An 18,326-nucleotide genomic window follows, 5' to 3' on the forward strand; every position below is an offset into this window, starting at 1 on the left:
GACGGGAGGGGGCGATCGCCGATGCGCGAACCGCAGCTGGTCGCATGGCTCCTCGTCGCGCTGAGCGCGGCGGCGGCCGTGTCCTGCCTGGTGCGCGCCGAGGACAAGGACGAGGCGGTGATGGGCGCCGGCATGGCGGTGATGGCGGTGCCGGTCTCCGTGCTCGACCCGCACCGCTGGGGCGCCCCCGTCTTCGCGGTCGTCTACGCGGTGGCCGCGCTGCGCGCCGTGCTCCCCGGCCCGCACTCCTCGGGCCACCGGGTGCACCACGTGGTCTGCTCGGCCGCGATGGTCTACATGGCGGTGGCCATGGCACGGGCCGCGCCGTCCGGTGCCGGCCACACCATGGTCATGGGCGGCGCGGGCAGTTCGGCGGCGACCGGCCTCTTCCTCGTCTACTTCGCGGTCTACGTGCTGCGTACGGGCGTCCGGCTCGCGTACGCGCCCCTGCCGGCCGCCGGCGGGCTGATACCCGGCGGCCCCGCAGGCGCCGGGACGGCTGCCGCGCCCTCGCCCGCGGACGGGCCGGTACGGCTTCGGCACGCCCCCGAGGTGGCCGTCGCCTGCCGGGTGTCGATGGCGTTGGGCATGGTCGTGATGCTGCTCGTCATGTGACCGGTCCGCGGCTGACGAGCGTTTCTGCTGGCCACGTGGGCTGTTGGCCTCACGAGTGAGGATCGGACGGGGCGCTGGATAGACCTCGCTATCCCATGACTAGACAAGATCATTTCCCATCTGTCTCCCATGCCTATCCCATGGTTGACCTGTAGGTAGACAGACAAAACCGGTCCCGGACCAACCACTTGGGGGTGAAATCGATCCGGGACCGGCACTCTGCTCAACGACCGTCCCCTTCCATGGGTGTTCACTCGTTCGAGTGAACCTTGGCCACGGCCTGACGGTGCGTGGCATGTGACCGCCCCCGCCACCAAGGGGGTGCTTGCGACGGAGGCGGCCTTCGACGCCGGCGCACTCTCTGGCAAACCGGCGCCGAGCTCAGCGGGATCGGCGTAAATGACTACACGGGCAACCCTCGATATATCGAGGCGCGGGCGCAGTTCCTACTCTGGCGGCTTCCTGTGATCTTGGTCGCCAGAGGTGTCGATGCCCCGTCGCGTGGTCTACTCGCGGCGCGCCGCCGCCGAGATCGAGCGCCGCATCGCCGCCGGCGAATGGCTCCCCGGCGACCTCCTGCCATCCCGCGCAGAGCTGGGCCGCATGCTCGGCTACCACGAACAGACCATCCGGCTCGCGATGGTCCTGCTGCGCGACCGCGGCGTCATCGCGACCCGCGGCGAGCGCCTGCGCCCCGAGGTGGCGCATGCTCCAGTCGTGAGGCTCTTCACAGACCCCGACCGGCCGTGGCCCTGGCAGACCGAGACCACGCCGCGCGGCCACACGACCGCTACCGACGAGCTCGGCGAGCGGCTCGACGTCGCCGCCGGCATCCGCCTCAACTGGGAGACGGAGGAGCGGCTCGACGCGATCGGCCGGTCCCTGATGCATGTGACGACGTGGTGGCGCGGCCGGCGACGGCCACACGCCTCGTTCGTCGCCACGGTCGACGCGGTGCTCATCAATCACGACCAGGCGGCTGCCCTGCGGCTGCCGGTGGACACGGTGGCTCTGCGGGTCGTGCGGACTCGGCTGGGCGAGGACGGGACCCCGGTGGAGACGTCTGATCTGGTCCTCCCCCGCGATCGATGGCGGCTCAAGCTGCAGTAACGGGCAGGCCCGCGCGGCGGCTTGGGACGTGAGATCCACTTTGTGGCCGCGCTTCCACCCTGCCGCTACGCGTGTAGCGGGGGCAAGGGTGTGGCCTACATTCATCCCACCGAGTGGCCTGCCGCCGCCCGGACCGGGGGTACGGAGTCGGGTGGCGGCAGGAGCCCGCGTCCGCGCATGGGCGCGGGCGGTTCAGGGCTGGCGGCCGTCGCGGGCCTCGCGGTACGCCTGCCAGAGGCGGGCGGCAGCGGCGCACTGGAAGTCCGCGGCGAGGCAGGCCGGGCAGGTGCCGGTTCCGTGGTCGAGGTAGGCCCGGTAGGCGAGCATCTGCGCCGATTCCAGGAGTGCCGCTCCGCCGGCGAGTGCTACGAGCTTCGGCGCATCGCCTGTGTTCGGCCGGTGACCGCCCGTATCCTCGACCATGTCGGCTCCCACCAGTCGGCCACTCCCCCGGGCCGGTAGCACGGTCGCGGGGGTCTCTCGTTTCTCACGGTATACCTCGCTGTAGACCTCTGTAGAGGAGTGCAGAGGGATCTCGTCATGCGCGCAGGTCAGCAGCTATTTACGTTGATCGTGTGAGTGATACCGATCCGCGGGATCTCATTGACCACGAGTCGGGCCGGCCGATCTACGTGCAGCTCGCGGACCTCGTTTCCGAGCAGATCGCGGACGGGCGCCTGGTGCCGGATCGGCCGATCCCGGCCGAGGCCCGGCTGGCCGAGGAGTACGGGGTGGCCCGTCTGACGGCGAGGCGTGCCGTGCGGGAACTGCGCGAGCGGGGACTGGTGTACACGGTTCACGGCAAGGGCACCTACGTGGCGGAACCCGGCGTCCCGGATTCCGTACCGCCTGTCACACCCGGGCCCTAGGCTTGATCCATGCCCACTCCTCCTGCCGCCGGTGACGCCGCGCGCCTGACGGCTGCGCAGATCAACGCGCAGATCCAGGTGTTGGCGGCAGAGACCGAGACGTGGGACCGGGAGTCGCTGGCCGCGCTTGCCGAGCTGCGGGCGAAGTGGTGGCGCGCCCGCAGGCTGGAAGCGAGACTCGCCGCGTAGGGCGAAGGGCTTGACGCTTCCCATTTTAGGAAGCTAGTCTGTGGTCACGAGGTCAGGGGAACAGCCCCAGACCCCACCGGAAGGACCCGGCCATGACCGTCACCCACTTCACCGCCTGGCTCGTCAACGACCCGTCCTGCCTCGACCAGGGCTGCATGGACCTCACCGTTCTTCAGGACGAACTCCTCGGCGGCGACGTCGACAACGACGGCAACTGGGCCACCGACACGAGCAAGCCGACCGCGTTCTACGCCGTCACCACCGTTGACGCCCGCGACGGCGACGCCAAGGACGGCCAGGACCAGGCCGAGGAGCTGATGACCGCGGTCGGCTGGCGCATCGTGGGCGACTGGGACGCCGTCGACAACGCCTACATCGTCACCGTCGAGCGCGACGAGGACTGACCGGCATCACCCCTCATGGCCCCCGGCGACCACCGGGGGCCTTCCCGTTTGGAGTCCCCATGTCCGACAAGACCTGCGACGACCCGCCGAGCATGCCCGACGACGAGCGAATGACGGACGCCGAGTTCAAGGTCATCCGCGAGTTCCTGGGGCTGACCGGCGACTGGCTCGCCGAACACCTCGGCGTCTCGCCTCGGACTGTCCGCCACTGGGAGCAGGGCAAGTACCCCGTCCCCGACGGCGTCCGCCTGGAGATGGAAGACCTGGAGCGGCGTACCGGTGAGTGGATCGACCGTCTCGTGCCACAGCTCATGGACCTTCCCGACCCCGGCGTGTACGTGTACCGGACCGATGAGGACTACCACTCCGCGCACCCCGAGGTGCCGTTCCCCGCGTCGTGGCACCGCGCGGTCGTCGCCCGCATCGCACAGGAAGTCCCCGCCCTGGCCATCGCCTACGCACCCGACGGGGATACGAAGTGAGCCTGCGGCCGCGGGCGCTGCCGAAAGCCCGAGCACAGACCCTGACGCGCTTGGCGGCCCTCACTGAAGGGGGCAGCCCGTTCATGCTGCCAGGCGACGACAATCTCGTGGACGCGTTCCTGACGGACCTGCGGGCCAGCGACCTTTACTGGATCAGCGAGGACATGACGGCGCTGGCCATGCACGCCGGCGAACAACTCGCCGGCGCCAACTTCAGCACGGCCGCGCGCCCGTCCCCGATCGGTCTGGCAGTCTTCGCCGGCGGCCTCGGCATGGTCGACGTCTCCCCGGGAATGGGGATGCCCATTGATGCCCTCATGTGGGGCCCCGGACCGGATCAGACGCTGCGCGTCTGGCATCTGATCGACGGGCGCTCACTGTTCGCGGAGCTGCCAGCGGCCGCGGTCCATCATGAGCCGCCCCCTCTGATTCCGGTTCGCGAGTCACGTCTACCGATCGGCGACGGGTCGACGCCCTTGGATGACCTGGGTGCCCACGAGGGGATGCTGCCGTCGCGGGCCATCACGGGGGCGATGGCCGCGGCCTGGTACCTGATGCAGCAACCGCAGTTGGTGGACCGGGAGCAGGTGGACCCGGGCCGGGCCGATGCCCGGGCCTTACGGCGGGCCGAGCTGTCCGATGCGGGCGTCACGGTGGTGGATCTGCGGCGCCTGATGGTCCCACAGGACCGAGACCCGGATGCTGGCGGCGACGGCCGCCACTACCGGCACCGGTGGGTCGTCTCCGGGCACTGGCGGGACCAGCCCTACGGGCCGGATCGGGCGATGCGACGGAAGACGTGGATCACCGCGCACGTGAAAGGGCCCGAGGGCGCGCCGTTGTTGGTCACGGAGCGCGTCAACGTGTGGCGGCGATAGGAGTTCCGGCACCTACTGCTGTTGCGATACCGCGGACCCGTTCCGGACTGATGCACGACGCCCCCGCCGCATGTAGCGACGGGGGCGAAGGCGGCACTGTCTCCGGGGGCCTCTGCCCCGCGCGGTGTGGTCCTCCAGGTCGAGGCACCGCTTGCGGGAGGAAACCGTTCCCGGCTCCGGCTGATCCCGGCAGACGGCGAGCGCCGGGCCTTGCACCCGGGTCCCAGCGATTGGCTCGGTGGCATCCACTGGCGGCGCCTGTCCCTCTGTGGCGGGGGGCCCGCTCGCGCTGGGCTCAGTGTGGCACGCACCGCCGACAGCGCGCCCGGTGCACGGTTGTCACACCCCGGTCGTAGCCTGGCGATATGGCTGACGACATTCCCCCGGACCTGCTCGACCTCCAGCGGAAGCACTGGGACGCCATGGTGAAGACCAGGGCCGCCGCCGCGGCCGGAGAGGGCGTCGCTGCGGCAACGGCCGAGGAGGCGCGGCTCGCTCACGAACTCCACGCTTACCGGGAGGGCCGCCCGGAGTGGGCGACCGTGGCCGCGCAGAAGCGCGTCAGGGAAGCCGTGGCCAAGGCGGTGGCGAAGGCAGCAGCCGAAGCCGCCAAGGCGGCCAGCGAGTAGCCCGCAGATGGCGCAGGGCGCGGTTCGCACATACGATCGAATGCGTGTCCGAACCGCTCGCCCCACTCGTGACGGTCATGCTGCCCACCGGGGACCCCGTGCAGGCGATCGTCCACCGCCGTCGGCGAGAGCCCAACGGCAACTGGTGGTACGCCATTGAGATCGAACTGTGGGGCGTCCACGACCCCGACCCGGCCGAGCCGCTCGTCGCCGACACCGTGATCGTGCCGCTCTGGGTGCCCGCCGAGTCGTGCGCACCCATCCGCGGCGAGGAATACTCCGCAGTACCGACCGAGCGGGCCGCCGCGCCGCACCGGTACGGTCTCCAGACCCGGCTCACACCCCGCACTCCCGGCGCACCGCTCCAGGTCGTGCACGAGTTGGACTGCTGGATCGGCGACCACAGCATGATCAACAAGGCCCGGGCGCGCCACCTGCTGGCCGCTGGCCAGGCGTATGAGTGTGAGACCTGCCATCCGAGCGTCGCCCAGACGTGACGCGGCCCCGCCGACGGGGGTACGGCGGGGGCAGGCGCCCTTTGAGGGTGGCGCCACCATGCACCCGGGCCGGGCACGGTGGCCATACGACGAACAGCGCAGGATCAGGCGGGTTCGGCGTTCGTCTCGCGGTCTTTCGCTGCCGCCTCTTCCCAGGTCATCGTGAACTGGTAGTACGGCTTCGGGTCCGACAGCACCCGGTCGATCTCCCGTCGGGTGTCCTCCCGGGCCTTCTTGGTGGCCTCCTCCACGCGGTATTCGATCAGTTCCTCGGGCGTGGCGTCCAGGACGACGAACGCGTCGACCACGGTGGAAAAGACGGCGAGCCGCCCGTCCGGCTGTTGGATGATCTGCTGCGGCATGGCTCAACTCTCCTCGGTGGCGGGCGGGGTGGGGACAGCCTTGCGCGGTGACCTGCTGTGTCCCCGCGCGATCCCCGAGACGCGCTCCGGCTTGACGCCGAGGTGAGGGGCCATGTCGGTGTAGCTCATGCCGTCGCGTTCGTGGAGCGTGAGGACGACTCGTTGACGCTGCTCGCGAAGCCATCGTTGGAGGTCGGGCACGGCGGTGAGGGCGTCGGTGAGGGTCTTCGCCTGCTCGATGCTCTCGGGGCCGTCGACTAGATCGGCGAGCTGTTCGAAGGGCTCGGGTGGGGTCTCCATGACAGGAGTGTAGTGGCTACCCATTTATCAAACTAGTGGCTACCCACTTGACGTAATTGATGGGTACCCACTAAATTGGAGTCATCAGCAAGGAAGCGGCGAGCAGGGGAGACGGACATGGGAAGCATTCAGGACAAGGCCAACCAGTCCGAGGCCATCGCACGAGCCTCCATCGGCCGCCTCAACAGCGAGCGCCTCGCCGAGACCTGGATGCTCACCAACGGTCAGACCCACAGCCGCGCGGTCACCATCACCCGCGGCTGGCTCATGGATGAGCTGGAGAAGCGGATGGGCCAGATGGACGTGTGGGCCGACCTCTACCCCGGCCAGGTCGTCGACTACGACGGCGACCGCTTCGGCGCGTGGCTGGAGGCCGAGTTCGACGCCGAGGGCGCCCCGGTCAACCCGCTGCCCTACCTGACCTGACATCCCCGCCCGCCCTTCCCGGGGCGGGCCAGCGCCGACCACCACACCGCATCGAGGGGACCCGCCGTGAAGCACGCCAGCCGCCAGACCAGCGAGGCCACCCTCACCGACCTGACCCGCGCAGCCGACCGCCAGTCCGGCGAGCTTCGGACGTTCCGCTGTGACCGCATCCGGTCGTACACGGTCCACCGCACCGCCTACGTCGTGGTCCTCCCCGAGACCGACCGCCCGGCCGTCACCACGGTGCCCAGCTCGCCGGCCGCGCTCATCGGGCTGGAACTCGGCCGCGACGAACGCCCCACCACTCGCCACCTCGCCACCGTCGCCTGACCCGGAAGGACACCGCTATGGCCCAGAACCGCATCGTGATTGACCAGTCCAAGATCCATGTCGAGGAGGAGGCCGCCGCCCGCATGGAGCCCGGCGCCGAGTTTCCGCGGTCCCTCGACTGGTGGCAGCGGTACGTGCCCTTCTGGCTCACTGCGAGCGAGAGCGCGGACGGGTACCTGGTCCTGACGCCCAACGGGCGCCGCGCCGACGGGGGCGTCCACGAGCTCACCCCGGCCGTCGTGCGCCGCGACCTGGCCGCAGCCCACCGGTTCCTCAACGGGCACCTCGTCCTCGACTTCACCGACGCCATCGTCACCGCCTGACCAGGAAGGACCACCCGACATGGATCTGACGTCCCGCGCCGCCTACGAGTCCGTCCGCGCCTCCTGGATCGACATGATCAAGTACCACGGATTCTCCGAGGAGTACGAGCGCACCGCCTACGAGAACGCCCGCTCCCACTGGCCCCGGTACACGGCCGGCGACGACTGGTACGTCGCAGGAGTCGCCGCGCACCGCGACTACTGGGCCGGCCTGGGCCACGCCTGTGGCACCACCGGATGCGACCACCACGAGGACGCCGCCGCCAACACCCGGCGGGCGGGCGTTGTCGCGTCACAACCCGGTCACATCCCGCGCACACCATCGCCGCAACCGGAACACTCCCCCTGACCACCCAAGGGGGACCAATGCGCCACACCACCACCGCGCTCGCCGTACTTGCCGCGGCTGCGCTCCTCGCCGGCTGCTCGGGCAGCAGCCATGACCATAGCCACACCGCGGTCACGTACAGCGGGAAGTACACCCCGCTGGCCACCACGGCGCCGGGCTCCGAGCCGCCGGTCCCCACGGACTCCAAGCTCGCCACCGGCGCCCGGACCGCCGCCTGCTGGAAGGCGATCCGCGACCAGTACACCCCGGGGACGGTGCAACTCACCGGGGCTCCCACCACGCCACCCGCCTGCGCCGGCCTCACGTCGGACGAGATCTCCGCCGTCGCCTCCGACGTCCTCGCCCACCAACTCGGCTGACCGCACGCGCCACCGCCCCGCCACCGAGACGGTGACGGGGCGGTGTTGCTATACGCGGGTGGCGACACCGTGCTGCCCGCACCGACAGTCAACTAGCGCATAACGTTCCCTTATGCGCTATGAGTTGGTACCATTTATCCATGAAGCCGCCCTTCCCGTACTACGGCTCAAAGGGCCGTCTGGCCGGTCGAATCGTCGACCTGATGCCGAGTCACCGCGTGTACGTCGAGCCGTTCGCCGGCTCCGCCGCGGTCCTCTTCTCCAAGCCCGCCGCACCGGTTGAGGTCATCAACGACGTCGACCGGAACGTGACCACCTTCTTCCGCGTCCTCCGCACCCGGGAAGTGGAGCTGACGCGGGCGCTGCGCCTCACGCCGTACTCCCGCGAGGAGTACGCGGCCGCGGACCTGTCCGACGACAGCATCGACGAACTGGAGCGCGCGCGACGGTTCTTCATCCGCGCCACCCAGGGACACAACGCGGCTGGCTCCGGCGGGCGCGCAGGTTGGTCCAACGGCATACGGGCCAAGCACACCGACGCCACCGCAACGACCAACCTCGTTGAGCGCCTCTACCAACTCGCCGAGCGGCTGCGCGCCGTCGTCGTCGAGCAGCGGGACGCTCTCGCCGTCATCGCCGCGCACGACTCGGCGGACACTGTCTTCTACCTCGACCCTCCATACCTTTCAGAGACGCGACGCTCCGGACGCGACTACGCGCACGAAGCCGACAGCGAGGACTTTCACCGCGGGCTCGCGGCCGCGCTCCGCGACGTCAAGGGAACTGTCCTACTGTCCGGCTATCCGAGCCCCCTCTACGAAGGGCTGTACGCCGGGTGGGACCGCGTCGAGACGCCCGTGCACCGGGCCACGACGAATCACCGCGGCCGCACCGGAGTGGAGCGCGGCACAGAGGTCGTCTGGTGCAATCGGTCCCTCAGCCGTCAGGAGTCCCTGCTCGACCTCTTCGGAGAGGCATCATGAGCGAGCGTCTTCCGGAGCAGCGCGCTGGGCAGTCGATCGCGCTGCCCGGCTCGGACCTGTTCGAAGAGGTCCGTCGGAAGCTCGTCGACGACCTGGGCATGGTCCAGGTCGGCCGACGGGGGCAGGAGCGTCTCTACCGGCCGCGCGCCGAGCTCCTCGCCGAAGCCGTCACGCCAGAGACGTGGGTCATGGCGATGGATTGGCTTTCCTCCACCAGGCGCGGCTCCCTCAACACCAAGCGGACCTACGCCGATGACATCCGCCGCGTCTGGGCCGCCTACGCGCAGGAACTCGGGCACGAGAGGTTCGCCCTCGGCATCTTCAACGCCGACCACATCCGCGCTTGGCGCATCCGCATGGAGGCGCGCGAGGTCTCGCGCTCCACCGTCGCCCGCTACCTCAACAGCCTGTCCTCGCTGCACAGCTACGCCAGCGAGAAGATCGACCTCCCGAAGAACCCGGTCACCCAGGACGACCGGCCGCGCGTCGACAAGGGCAACAGCTCCACCTCGACGCCCGTCCTCGAAGTCGCTGAGATCCAGGCCGTGGCCGCGCAGGCCAAGGACGAGTTCGACCTGCTAGTGGTGACGCTGCTCTACACGCTCGCCGGCCGTGTCTCCGAGATGTGCGCTGCCGACGTCGCCGACCGGATCGAGCGCGGCCGCCGCAGCTTCCTTGACGTGACCCGCAAGGAGCACAAGGAGCGGATCCTCCCGCTGCCGCTCACCGTCGCCGAGATGCTCGACGCGCACACGGCCGGGCGCACAGAGGGCCCGCTGCTGCTCGACTCCGAGGGTGCGCGGCTCGACCGGCACGACGTTGCCCGCATGCTGGCCCGCATGGGTCGCCACGCCGGAGTCCTCCCGGGGCGGAAGCTGACCCCGCACGTCCTGCGGGCCAGTCGCATCACGCACATGCTCGACGCTGGTGAGCCGCTCGCCGAGGTCCAGGCGTTCGCCGACCACGACAACCCGGCCACCACGGTCGGCTACTGGAACCGGCGTCAGAAGGGCGAGCGCAACGCTGCCCACGTCGACGCCGCTGAGGCCGTCTTCGAGGGCGTCGTGCCGAAGTTCAGGCAGGGCGCCTGACCAGCCCAGATATTGCATGTTATCGAGAGTTGCAGCACCCAAGTCCACTGCGTGATCCGTGGGTTGCCGCGTGCGCCGAACCCCTCCCCCGCGCACGTCAACGCCCCGCCCTCCGGGGGATGAGGACGGGGCACCTAGCGGGGGGAATGGGGCGGAGCGCCTGCCTTCGCAGCTCAGGCAGGGCTCCTCGACACCGGCGACGCGGCCGCCGAGCCGTGAACCCACCGTGCACCCGGGCGCCGGGCGGCGTCTACCGGCATGCACGAAGTCAGCGCCGCCATACGACGAACAGCGCAGAGGTCAGGCGGCCCGCCGCTACCGGATGGCGCCGTGGTTGGTCGCGCCCGGAGTGCGCTCTCCCGGCCACGTGTTGCACCAGTGACACGACCAGCGCAGGTTCGCAACCGTGTTGGGGCCGCCGTCGATGCGCCGCACGATGTGATCCAGGCTCCCGATACGGCGGCCGACATGCCCCCACGGCAGCGGCTTGCGCGTCTCCGGATGCGTAGGCAAGCCCTCGACGGCCAGCGACCCGCAGTGGGCGCACCTGCCCTTGGCGGCCACCAGGATTGAGTACACGTCTTCCGTGCTTATCCGCTCGGTCGGCCGGCCGGACAGCATCCGGACTCGGTTGGCGCGGCGCGCCTTCAGGCCGCACCAGGCTCGCACGTCCCGCAGCGGCACCGCGGCCCGGTACTCGTCGTAGGTGAGGTAGTGCGGGGACGGCACTTCAGCGAGCGGCGGGTGATCGGTCTCGTACTCGGCTGCGTCCGTGGGGCCGGCCTGGCGCCGATCGCCGCAAGGAGCGGGTCGACCGGCGGGGGCAGCTCGTTGCTCATGGGTCAATCCTCCTTGGTGGCGGGCAGGGTGGGGGTGGACCACGGTCCGGCCGCTGGCCGTTCAGGAAGCCTGGCGCCGGGGCGACGCATGTACCAGCGGATGAACTCGCGGATGACCCGGCCGCGCGGGCTGCGTCCTTCGGGGTGGATGGCCTTGGTGGCGGCTTCGAAGGGTTCCCATTCGTCGTCGGGCGCCCGGAACTTCCGCTGGGTGTCGTAGCTGGTCTCAGGTTCGGGCGTCATCCCGCGAGCGTATCGGTTTGTGGCCACGAGCGGCAAGACGGGACTCGCTCATTTGTGGCCACGAAACTTCGGATCTCCATCTTGCTTTGTGGCCACAACGTCGAGTACGTTTGTGGCCACAAGGAAGCGCAACTCGCGCTCATCGCCTACGAGATCGCCCGCGACGAACGCCCCGCACGCCGCCACGACGCCAACGCCGCCTGGCCAGGCAGCACAAGCACAGGAGAACCCACATGTACAAGACCATGGACCGCCGCGAGGTCACCTCCCACTCCAACTCGCTGGAGGAGGCCGTTCGGTCCGCGCGTAACGCGTGGTGGAACGGCGGCGACGACCGCACGTTCATCGTGATCAACCCGTCCGGCAGCACCGTCGCCTACATCAAGCGCGGCGTCGCCACCGTCGGTTAGCACCAGCCACCGCCGCCTGCTCCGACCCGCGCGTGCTCGACCTCGACATCTCGGCCCGCTACGTCGGCCACACCAGCACCGACAACGGCGCGACCTGGCAGGCCGTCCTCATGCCCGCACCTTGGGAATCCGTGTGCGGCGGCCACGTCCAGGCGGAAACGCTCGGCCTCCTGCTGGCCGGCTACGACGTGGTCGCCGACGGCACGACCCGAATCATCCGCGAGGGCAACGGAACCCTCGCCCGCTGGACCCTCGCGAGCTGATCGCCGCCCGGGTCCGTGTCTTGTACGCGGGCACCACGAGGCGATCAGGCCCAACCCCAACCCGGAAGGAAACAATCGTGTCCGATCTGGAAACCCTCAGCGACACCCGCATCGGCGAGATCCGCAATCTCCTCGCCGACCCCAAGGCAACTCCGGCTGAACTTAGAGCCATCGCCCTTGAACTCCTCGCGGACAGCTACTACCTGCACGGACGCGCCGACTACTGGCGGGAGAGCTACCGCCTCGCCAAAGGGCTCACCGATGACGAACTCAACGCGCTCATCGCAGCCAGCGCCGCAGCAACGCCCCACCCGCGACCCTGCCGGGCCCCCTACGACGGGGACTGCACCTGCAACACCTGAGCGTTGCCCACCCCAACCCTCGAACGCCCCACCAAGGGAGCAGCATGACCGCCCGCCGCATGTCCGCCCGCCGCGCCCGCGAACTCATCGACGCCGCCGAGCTGGTGAAATCCCCGACGTGGTCGGAGGACCGCCGCTGGCACGTCGTATCCGGCGATCAGGTCCTCGTCGTCATCGAGCCCAGCTACAGCGGTATCACCCGCAACGGGTGGCGCTCGTGGATCGCCGACCTCGGACCCTCCAGCAACCGCAGCCACCAGCCCACCCGCGAGAAGGCCGCCGTCGCCGGACTCGACGCCTGGCAACGCTGGGCCGCCAACCGACACTGACCCCGGACATGCCAACGAGCCCCCGCCCTCGCGAAGGAGGACGGGGGCTGTTGAGTTCACAGCCGCCGGTAGGCGGCCGTCCCGACGAGCATCCCGAGACTGAGCAGACCGTCACGACTCGACGACGGGGTGGGTGGTGTCGTCGCGTCCGCCGTGCACCTGTACCGCGGCGCGGACGCGTCGAAGCCATCGACCGGCGAGCACGTGTAGGACTGGCCGGAAGGGTCGGTGTACGTCCAGCCGGCGGGCGGCTGGCCCGCGGCCCCGTCCTTGCCGTCCGTCCCATCCTTGCCCGGTGCGCCGTCCAGCCCGGCAGGACCAGTCGGCCCCGAGGCGCCTTGGGCGCCCGCCGCGCCAGGCGAGCCCTCGGGGCCTGGCACCGTGGAGTCGGCGCCGGGCGAACCAGCAGGTCCGGTCGATCCGGGTTCCGGCGATGCCGCGGCGCCGGGGCTGCCAGGTTCACCGCGTTCCCCCGGCAAGCCCGTCGGCCCGGACGGCCCGACGGCGCTCGGTCCAGGCTCTCCACGCGAACCGGGCGGACCCGCCACCGGTGAGGCCCCCAACTGCTGCACCTGGTGCGCCAGGGCATCCCTCGCTGCGTTGGATGTGGACAGGTCGTGGGACATCCCCTGCATGGTGATGACGATCCAGGCCAGGACGCCGACCGCGGCGATGACGCCAGCAGCGAAGAGGGCGTCCGCGCGCCTGTGCCCAGGCAGTTCGCCAGGGTCGGGGCTTCGACGATGGGAACTCACGAACCAGCCCCCTTCGTCGCGAGATACGCCGTGAGCAGCACCAACAGGACCGGAACGACCAGTGCAGTGAGGATCAGTCGTCGGTCCTGCGCGCGCTGCTTCTCCTTCTCGCGCGCGGCGTCTTCGAGGCCCTTGACGCGTTCCACCAACAGGCGGTGTCCTTCGTCGCGGGCCTGCTGCTCCAGCAGGTACCGCTCGACGGACACGCGCTTGTCGATGAGTTCGCCGAGCTGCTTGATGTCCTCGCGAATGTCGCCGACCCGGTCCTCCAGGCGTCGTGCGAGTTCGCCCAGGGACGGGTCGTCGGCCACGAGTAGCCCTCCAGGTCAGGTGCGGGGAGCCGCCGGTGTGACCGGCTTCTTGCCGGTGAGGAGCGCCGCTGGGGAGACCTGCCCGCGGGTGAGGAGTCCGAGGATGGCCAGCACGGCGGTGTTCACCGCGGCCACGGCGCCCGGGGAGACGTTGTAGTGGTAGGCGCTGAGCAGGTCGGCGGTGACGGCGACGGCGGTGGTGAACGCTGCGGGGGCGATGGGCCGGGTCAGGACCGCAGTCACGACACCGAACACCGCGCTGATGACGGCGGTCCACGCGCCAGCCTGGTCGGCGGTCATTCCGACTCCGAGCGTCACCGCGAGAGACAGGGCCGCGCTGACTGCGCTGACCCAGAGAGCGGGCTCGCGCCCGAAGAGCTTGAACATGGCAGGGCCGTTTCTGCTGGTGGGGTTAGGACTGGAGACGGGCGGCCAGTAGGTCGGCGACCTGCGTGGCCACGGCCGTTGCGAACGCGGCAGAGCTGGCGAGCTGCTGGCCGAGCGCGGTCACCTGCGCGTCGGTCAGGGCGACGGGAGTCGGGTCGCACGCGGTCCGTGCGGCCTCGACGGCGGCCTGCGCCGCGTACTTCGCCGACCACGTCGGGTTGGTCGTGTAGTCGCCGTTCGCGTGCGGCGGCCGTGCCGCCGGGATCACGTCCGCATCCCACACGGCCGCGGCCACCTTGTTGATGTCGTCGGCGGTGAGTGCCACGTCGTCCTCCGGGGTTGGTGTCGTGCCGGCCGCCCACGCACGGAGTTGGGCGGAGGTGAGGTTGCAGTAGTCCCGGTCGATGCCGCCGGCTTCGCTGTACTGGTGGATGAGCCATGGCGCTGTGACGCGCGGGCTGCCCTTGGCGGCGGACGGGTCCGCGATCCACAGGCCGTTGCCGGCGAAACTGGTGGTGTCGTGGGTCTTCCAGAACGACACGTTGCAGTAGAGGATCACGCGGTTGTTCGGCGCGGCCTTCTGCACGGCCTTGAGCCACGCGTCCTTGTCCGCGCCGGACACGCCAGCGTCCTCCCAGTCGAGGCAGAGGATGTCGCCGGGCTTCGCCGCGGCGTGGGCGAGGAAGTACGTCACCTGAGCGGCCATGGAGCCGGGCCGGGCGAAGTGGTAGTGGCCAACGATCAGGCCGGCGGCGCGGGCATGCGCGACCTGCGCGGCGTGAACCGGAGACACGTAGCCGGTGGCCTCGGTGGCCTTGACGAAAACGAAGCCGAGACCCGACGTGGACGGGGCCGACGACTGGTAGGACGCCCAGTCCTGGCCTTCGCAGCCGGTCACGTCAGGCCCACTTGGGTGCGAGGCAGTCGCCGCCCTGGGAGAGGAGGTACTGCATCTGCTGGTTGGTGGCGTAGCAGGAGCCGTGGTCGCCGAAGGACGTGTTCCACGAGTTGTCGATCTTGAATCGGCTCTTGTCCCAGCCCGACACGGCCAGCTCGTGGCCGCCCGCGACACCCGAGTCCGGGTCGATGTCGAGCTCGCCGTCCGCCTTCGGCGTGAACATGCTCTGGTACCACGGGATGCCGATCAGGACCGCACCCTTCTGCAGGGCGGTCTGCATCGCCTGCAAGCTGAACGCGTGGGTGTAGCCGGAGAACAGCCCGACCGCCTTCCCGGACTTGCCTGCGGCGAGCGACGAGGAGCCAGTGTCGTCCGGCGGGTACGTGCCGTCGCAGTCGTCCTCGCGCGTGTTCAGCGAGTAGAAGCGCAGTGCAGTGGACTCGTCGAGCTTGTACGTACCGGCCTTGAAGACCTTCTTGCTGTCCGCCCGGAGCTGCACGACCGGGGACGCGGTGCGGTTCGCCGAGTCCGTGCCGATGACGCCGGTCAGGGCATTGCCGGTACACGATCCGACCTGGCCCTGGTCCAGGATCGGGATGCGGCGCGTCCACTCGACGGCCTTCAGCGCGGAGGTGGGCAGCACCTCGTGCGCGTAGGCGAGCGACCGGGAGTCGTGGGCGATGTGCCGGCCGAGACGCGGGTCGGTCGGCTCGTAGCGGTGACGGGTGACGGTCACGGATGCTCCTTGGGCATGCGAAAGCCCCCGGCCAGTCGGCTGCGGGGGCTGGAGGTCAGGTGTTGTCGGCGGGGGTGTTCCCTGGCGGATCGTCTGCCGGTGGGTCTGATGACGGGACGGGCTGTTCGGGCATGAGGCCGGCGTCGACCAGGGTTTGCACGTCGGCTGGGGGCGCCGGGTCTGGGGGCGGCACTGATGGCCGCGGGGAGGACGCCATCAGTTCGTCAGGGAGTACATGACGTTGTTGAGTGACACCCAGGGCGGCTGCACCCCGGACTGGGTGACGATGGAGAGGCTGCCGTCCGCATTGAAGTCGATCTTCACGGACAGGCTCTCGGAGCTGACGGCCGAGCAGGCGGCCGTGACGGTCCTCTTCGTTGCCGGCCGGACGGTCGACGGCAGCGCATCGTGCAGGAAATTCCCCGAGTTCACCGGGACGCCCCCGGAGTAGGTGACGCCGAGACCACCCCGCCACATCACCACCGGATCCCCGAACAGGTTCACGAGCCGGTACTGCACGTTGCCGTTGGAGTTGATGTTGTTGCTGTAGCCGGTGGCGAGCATCGGCGTGGTCCACGCCTGCGTGCCTGCGGCGAGCGCGACCCAGCTCGTGCCGTCGAAGCCGGTCCACACCTTGGTCGCGGTCAGCCACGCGATCATCCCGGCGACTGGCGCCGTGATCGTTGCGTCCCGGGTCGTTGCGTCCGCGAACCGCATCACCGACCGCTGTGTCAACCCATCGCGCAGCGTTTCCCCGAGAACCACCAGGTCCGGCTTGTCGGTGTAGTCGAGGGTGTCGATCGACTGCCCCCAGGCGTCGTTAGCCACCAGTGGCCTCCTGAATCTGCATGCGTTCGGTCACGCCTCGCGGTACATGCCGGTGACGGTGATGATCGTGTTGGCGGCGATGCCGGTGCCGATGACGTTGGCGCCGGTGGAGGAGGTGATGCTGTCGACGGCCGCGAGCGTGCCTGACGCGGCCACCACACCCATGCACGAGCCGACGTTGCTGACGTGGCACGGAATGGCCTGCCTGCGGTTGGCCGAGCCGCGGTACGGCACGGACGGCAGCGAGAACATGACGTTCGACGAGCCCGTGCCAACAGCCGAGGCGGTGATGTACGCGCCGAAGAAGACCAGACTGCCGGAGCGTTTCCACCAGCCGTCGCGGATGCTCCACGTCGCGGAGCCGGCGCCGGTGATCGTCGGCGTGTACGTCGTCCACTCCGTGTCGGTGGCGTGAACGAGCAGGCCCTCGGCCCGCCAGTTCCCGGCACCCGATCGGGAGATGACGACCTGGTCGGCCACCACAGGGTGCGAGTAGCCGGCCATGCGGCGGCACACGATGCCGTCCGCAGTGGTGATCGTGCCGTCCGTCCCGAGGGTGGCGACGGTCGCGGTGCGCCAATCCGAACCCCGCACCAGCGGGGCCGCCTGCGCCTTGCGTTTCCCAGCTGCCGCGAGTGCCCGCGCCGCCTGGCGCGCCGAGTGGCTGGTCACGAGTCCTCCTTCGCTGCGATCGTGGCCAGCGTGAAGTCCCCTGACGTGTCCAGCGAGATGGAGAAGCTGGCGATCTGGTGCAGTTCTCGGGTGCCGTCGGTGTAGCCGACGCGAATCACATCGCCGGGCTCCAGAAGCGGGTTGGGCAGGCTCGTGATGTCCGCGGCCGCGTTCGGCTTGAGGCTCGTCTTCAGGAGTTGCGTCGCTGCTGCGGTGCACAGGGTCGTCGTGGTCAGCGTGGCCGAGGAGTAGAACGTCGGCGTCCTGCCGAACGGTCCGCCCACGTAGGTCGGCGACGTTGGGTCGGTGTCCTCGACCGTGGCGCTGACTGGCGCGGTGTCGTCGGTGGTGTTTTCCCCGTAGGCCGTGACCGAGTTGTAGACGCCGCTGCGGGCCATGCCCCGATCGGCGGAGACGAGCGCGCCACCCTCGCCGGCCGCGACCTCCCACACCACCGACGGCCCGGACAGGTCCGGCAGCGGCGCGATGATGAACTGACCGGCGGCGTCGCAGTAGATCTCGGCGCCGATGGCCGTTGCGAGCGTGGTGCAGGCGTCCCACCTGCTGTCCTGCTGGTCCCACGTCATCGTGCCGACGGAGGCGTCGGTCGCGCGGTTGATGATGACCGCAGTGGGGATAACGGCGTGGATCAGGGTGCCGATGCCGCCGACCGCCGTGGTGGCCGCGGACTGCACCGTCGTTGGGGCGGTGAAGACCGCGTCGGCGATCTGCGCCTCCATCGAGCTGCCGCTGATGGTCACCGGGCCGATGTCGACGTCGCCGGCGACCTCTTCGACGCGGAACACACCGATCGGGGCGGTCTCGACGGTTCCGTCGGGGTATCCGATACCGCGGAACACCCGCACCTGGGCCCCGTACACGGAGACCTTGTCAGCGGCGGTCCGCGGGATGAGGCTCGTGTCGGCGAGAGTGATCGAGCAGGTTCGGCGGGCGGTCGCCGACCGGTCCACGGTCACGCTGCCGCCGGTGTGGTCGAGGTCCTGCACAGTGCCGTCCGTGAGGACCAACTCAACCCGGGTCACCACGCGGTGGCTGTAGTTCAAGGCCGCGAGGAACCGACTACTCGGGGGCGTGTA

33 protein-coding genes are annotated in these 18,326 nt (G+C 69.8%); 20 read left to right on the forward strand and 13 right to left on the reverse strand.

The genetic code is table 11. The annotated features are described in order from the left end of the window. The first annotated feature begins 21 nt into the window (after positions 1-21). Both AC13HU_RS00005 and AC13HU_RS00010 read left to right on the forward strand, forming a co-directional pair. Positions 22-615: a DUF5134 domain-containing protein gene (locus AC13HU_RS00005; protein ID WP_483039551.1), complete on the forward strand. Its 594-nt coding sequence runs from the start codon at positions 22-24 to the stop codon at positions 613-615. Positions 616-1,104: 489 nt separating this feature from the next. Next, positions 1,105-1,725: a GntR family transcriptional regulator gene (locus AC13HU_RS00010; protein WP_483039552.1), complete on the forward strand. Its 621-nt coding sequence runs from the start codon at positions 1,105-1,107 to the stop codon at positions 1,723-1,725. A gap of 192 nt (positions 1,726-1,917) precedes the next feature. Here the strand turns inward: AC13HU_RS00010 and AC13HU_RS00015 are convergent, their stop codons facing one another. After that, entirely contained in the window at positions 1,918-2,148 is a 231-nt protein-coding gene (locus AC13HU_RS00015) for a hypothetical protein (RefSeq protein WP_483039553.1), read from the reverse strand. Positions 2,149-2,300: 152 nt separating this feature from the next. Here AC13HU_RS00015 and AC13HU_RS00020 point away from each other — a divergent pair, with 152 nt between their 5' ends. The 7 genes from AC13HU_RS00020 to AC13HU_RS00050 all read left to right on the forward strand — a co-directional run bounded on the left by AC13HU_RS00020 (position 2,301) and on the right by AC13HU_RS00050 (position 5,673). Beyond that, positions 2,301-2,594: a GntR family transcriptional regulator gene (locus AC13HU_RS00020; RefSeq protein WP_483039554.1), complete on the forward strand. Its 294-nt coding sequence runs from the start codon at positions 2,301-2,303 to the stop codon at positions 2,592-2,594. Between the two features lie 9 nt (positions 2,595-2,603). Beyond that, positions 2,604-2,783, forward strand: coding sequence for a hypothetical protein (locus AC13HU_RS00025; protein WP_483039555.1), 180 nt, complete (start codon positions 2,604-2,606; stop codon positions 2,781-2,783). A 92-nt stretch (positions 2,784-2,875) separates the two neighbouring features. Further along, positions 2,876-3,187 carry a hypothetical protein gene (locus tag AC13HU_RS00030; RefSeq protein ID WP_483039556.1) on the forward strand — a complete coding sequence of 104 codons (312 nt, stop codon included), beginning with the start codon at positions 2,876-2,878 and terminating at the stop codon, positions 3,185-3,187. A 59-nt stretch (positions 3,188-3,246) separates the two neighbouring features. After that, the gene (locus AC13HU_RS00035; protein WP_483039557.1) at positions 3,247-3,669 is read left to right on the forward strand and encodes a helix-turn-helix domain-containing protein; all 423 of its coding nucleotides are present in this window, start codon (positions 3,247-3,249) and stop codon (positions 3,667-3,669) included. An 83-nt stretch (positions 3,670-3,752) separates the two neighbouring features. Then, positions 3,753-4,547 carry a hypothetical protein gene (locus AC13HU_RS00040; RefSeq protein WP_483039558.1) on the forward strand — a complete coding sequence of 265 codons (795 nt, stop codon included), beginning with the start codon at positions 3,753-3,755 and terminating at the stop codon, positions 4,545-4,547. 365 nt (positions 4,548-4,912) lie between these two features. Continuing rightward, a complete protein-coding gene (locus tag AC13HU_RS00045) occupies positions 4,913-5,176 on the forward strand; it encodes a hypothetical protein (RefSeq protein WP_483039559.1) in 264 nt (87 codons plus the stop codon). Positions 5,177-5,220: 44 nt separating this feature from the next. Continuing rightward, the gene (locus tag AC13HU_RS00050) at positions 5,221-5,673 is read left to right on the forward strand and encodes a hypothetical protein (RefSeq protein ID WP_483039560.1); all 453 of its coding nucleotides are present in this window, start codon (positions 5,221-5,223) and stop codon (positions 5,671-5,673) included. Between the two features lie 104 nt (positions 5,674-5,777). Here AC13HU_RS00050 and AC13HU_RS00055 read toward each other — a convergent pair whose 3' ends face one another. Next, on the reverse strand, positions 5,778-6,035 hold the full coding sequence (locus AC13HU_RS00055; RefSeq protein WP_483039561.1) for a hypothetical protein: 258 nt from the start codon (positions 6,033-6,035) through the stop codon (positions 5,778-5,780). Positions 6,036-6,038: 3 nt separating this feature from the next. Then, positions 6,039-6,335, reverse strand: a complete 297-nt coding sequence (locus tag AC13HU_RS00060) for a sigma-70 RNA polymerase sigma factor region 4 domain-containing protein (RefSeq protein ID WP_483039562.1) — start codon at positions 6,333-6,335, stop codon at positions 6,039-6,041. Positions 6,336-6,452: 117 nt separating this feature from the next. Between AC13HU_RS00060 and AC13HU_RS00065 the strand changes: the two genes are divergently transcribed. From AC13HU_RS00065 to AC13HU_RS00095, 7 genes are all read left to right on the forward strand, one after another. Further along, positions 6,453-6,761: a hypothetical protein gene (locus AC13HU_RS00065; RefSeq protein ID WP_483039563.1), complete on the forward strand. Its 309-nt coding sequence runs from the start codon at positions 6,453-6,455 to the stop codon at positions 6,759-6,761. Positions 6,762-6,827: 66 nt separating this feature from the next. Then, a complete protein-coding gene (locus tag AC13HU_RS00070; RefSeq protein WP_483039564.1) occupies positions 6,828-7,091 on the forward strand; it encodes a hypothetical protein in 264 nt (87 codons plus the stop codon). Positions 7,092-7,108: 17 nt separating this feature from the next. Further along, on the forward strand, positions 7,109-7,414 hold the full coding sequence (locus tag AC13HU_RS00075) for a hypothetical protein (RefSeq protein WP_483039565.1): 306 nt from the start codon (positions 7,109-7,111) through the stop codon (positions 7,412-7,414). A 19-nt stretch (positions 7,415-7,433) separates the two neighbouring features. After that, a complete protein-coding gene (locus tag AC13HU_RS00080) occupies positions 7,434-7,763 on the forward strand; it encodes a hypothetical protein (RefSeq protein WP_483039566.1) in 330 nt (109 codons plus the stop codon). 17 nt (positions 7,764-7,780) lie between these two features. Continuing rightward, positions 7,781-8,122 carry a hypothetical protein gene (locus AC13HU_RS00085; RefSeq protein WP_483039567.1) on the forward strand — a complete coding sequence of 114 codons (342 nt, stop codon included), beginning with the start codon at positions 7,781-7,783 and terminating at the stop codon, positions 8,120-8,122. A 140-nt stretch (positions 8,123-8,262) separates the two neighbouring features. Further along, on the forward strand, positions 8,263-9,105 hold the full coding sequence (locus AC13HU_RS00090) for a DNA adenine methylase (protein ID WP_483039568.1): 843 nt from the start codon (positions 8,263-8,265) through the stop codon (positions 9,103-9,105). Next, entirely contained in the window at positions 9,102-10,196 is a 1,095-nt protein-coding gene (locus AC13HU_RS00095) for a tyrosine-type recombinase/integrase (protein WP_483039569.1), read from the forward strand. Before AC13HU_RS00090 ends, AC13HU_RS00095 begins: the two co-directional genes overlap by 4 nt. A 315-nt stretch (positions 10,197-10,511) precedes the next feature. Here AC13HU_RS00095 and AC13HU_RS00100 read toward each other — a convergent pair whose 3' ends face one another. Together AC13HU_RS00100 and AC13HU_RS00105 are read right to left on the reverse strand one after the other, a co-directional pair. After that, entirely contained in the window at positions 10,512-10,925 is a 414-nt protein-coding gene (locus AC13HU_RS00100; protein WP_483039570.1) for an HNH endonuclease, read from the reverse strand. Positions 10,926-11,038: 113 nt separating this feature from the next. Continuing rightward, complete coding sequence (locus AC13HU_RS00105) at positions 11,039-11,278, reverse strand: hypothetical protein (RefSeq protein ID WP_483039571.1); 240 nt, start codon at positions 11,276-11,278, stop codon at positions 11,039-11,041. Between the two features lie 233 nt (positions 11,279-11,511). On the opposite strand from AC13HU_RS00105, the gene AC13HU_RS00110 reads away from it, so the two are divergent. The 4 genes from AC13HU_RS00110 to AC13HU_RS00125 all read left to right on the forward strand — a co-directional run bounded on the left by AC13HU_RS00110 (position 11,512) and on the right by AC13HU_RS00125 (position 12,642). Then, on the forward strand, positions 11,512-11,688 hold the full coding sequence (locus tag AC13HU_RS00110) for a hypothetical protein (protein ID WP_483039572.1): 177 nt from the start codon (positions 11,512-11,514) through the stop codon (positions 11,686-11,688). Positions 11,689-11,720: 32 nt separating this feature from the next. Further along, complete coding sequence (locus AC13HU_RS00115) at positions 11,721-11,951, forward strand: hypothetical protein (protein WP_483039573.1); 231 nt, start codon at positions 11,721-11,723, stop codon at positions 11,949-11,951. Positions 11,952-12,028: 77 nt separating this feature from the next. Next, positions 12,029-12,313 carry a hypothetical protein gene (locus tag AC13HU_RS00120; protein WP_483039574.1) on the forward strand — a complete coding sequence of 95 codons (285 nt, stop codon included), beginning with the start codon at positions 12,029-12,031 and terminating at the stop codon, positions 12,311-12,313. Positions 12,314-12,357: 44 nt separating this feature from the next. Next, positions 12,358-12,642, forward strand: coding sequence for a hypothetical protein (locus AC13HU_RS00125; protein ID WP_483039575.1), 285 nt, complete (start codon positions 12,358-12,360; stop codon positions 12,640-12,642). Positions 12,643-12,698: 56 nt separating this feature from the next. Here the strand turns inward: AC13HU_RS00125 and AC13HU_RS00130 are convergent, their stop codons facing one another. The 8 genes from AC13HU_RS00130 to AC13HU_RS00165 form a co-directional block, all read right to left on the reverse strand. Further along, positions 12,699-13,022, reverse strand: coding sequence for a hypothetical protein (locus AC13HU_RS00130; protein WP_483039576.1), 324 nt, complete (start codon positions 13,020-13,022; stop codon positions 12,699-12,701). 371 nt (positions 13,023-13,393) lie between these two features. Further along, positions 13,394-13,708 (reverse strand): hypothetical protein, encoded by a 315-nt coding sequence (locus AC13HU_RS00135; protein WP_483039577.1) that lies wholly within the window; start codon positions 13,706-13,708, stop codon positions 13,394-13,396. 15 nt (positions 13,709-13,723) lie between these two features. Beyond that, a complete protein-coding gene (locus AC13HU_RS00140; RefSeq protein ID WP_483039578.1) occupies positions 13,724-14,095 on the reverse strand; it encodes a hypothetical protein in 372 nt (123 codons plus the stop codon). Positions 14,096-14,120: 25 nt separating this feature from the next. Further along, on the reverse strand, positions 14,121-14,993 hold the full coding sequence (locus tag AC13HU_RS00145) for a glycoside hydrolase family 25 protein (protein WP_483039579.1): 873 nt from the start codon (positions 14,991-14,993) through the stop codon (positions 14,121-14,123). A 1-nt stretch (position 14,994) separates the two neighbouring features. After that, positions 14,995-15,729: a hypothetical protein gene (locus AC13HU_RS00150; RefSeq protein WP_483039580.1), complete on the reverse strand. Its 735-nt coding sequence runs from the start codon at positions 15,727-15,729 to the stop codon at positions 14,995-14,997. 216 nt (positions 15,730-15,945) lie between these two features. Then, positions 15,946-16,557, reverse strand: a complete 612-nt coding sequence (locus AC13HU_RS00155) for a hypothetical protein (protein ID WP_483039581.1) — start codon at positions 16,555-16,557, stop codon at positions 15,946-15,948. Positions 16,558-16,587: 30 nt separating this feature from the next. Continuing rightward, complete coding sequence (locus tag AC13HU_RS00160; RefSeq protein ID WP_483039582.1) at positions 16,588-17,229, reverse strand: hypothetical protein; 642 nt, start codon at positions 17,227-17,229, stop codon at positions 16,588-16,590. Next, positions 17,226-18,275: a DUF5047 domain-containing protein gene (locus tag AC13HU_RS00165; protein WP_483039583.1), complete on the reverse strand. Its 1,050-nt coding sequence runs from the start codon at positions 18,273-18,275 to the stop codon at positions 17,226-17,228. The genes AC13HU_RS00160 and AC13HU_RS00165 overlap by 4 nt, the downstream gene beginning before the upstream one ends. Positions 18,276-18,326 lie beyond the last annotated feature (51 nt).

Source organism: Streptomyces sp. NH27, from assembly GCF_056859195.1.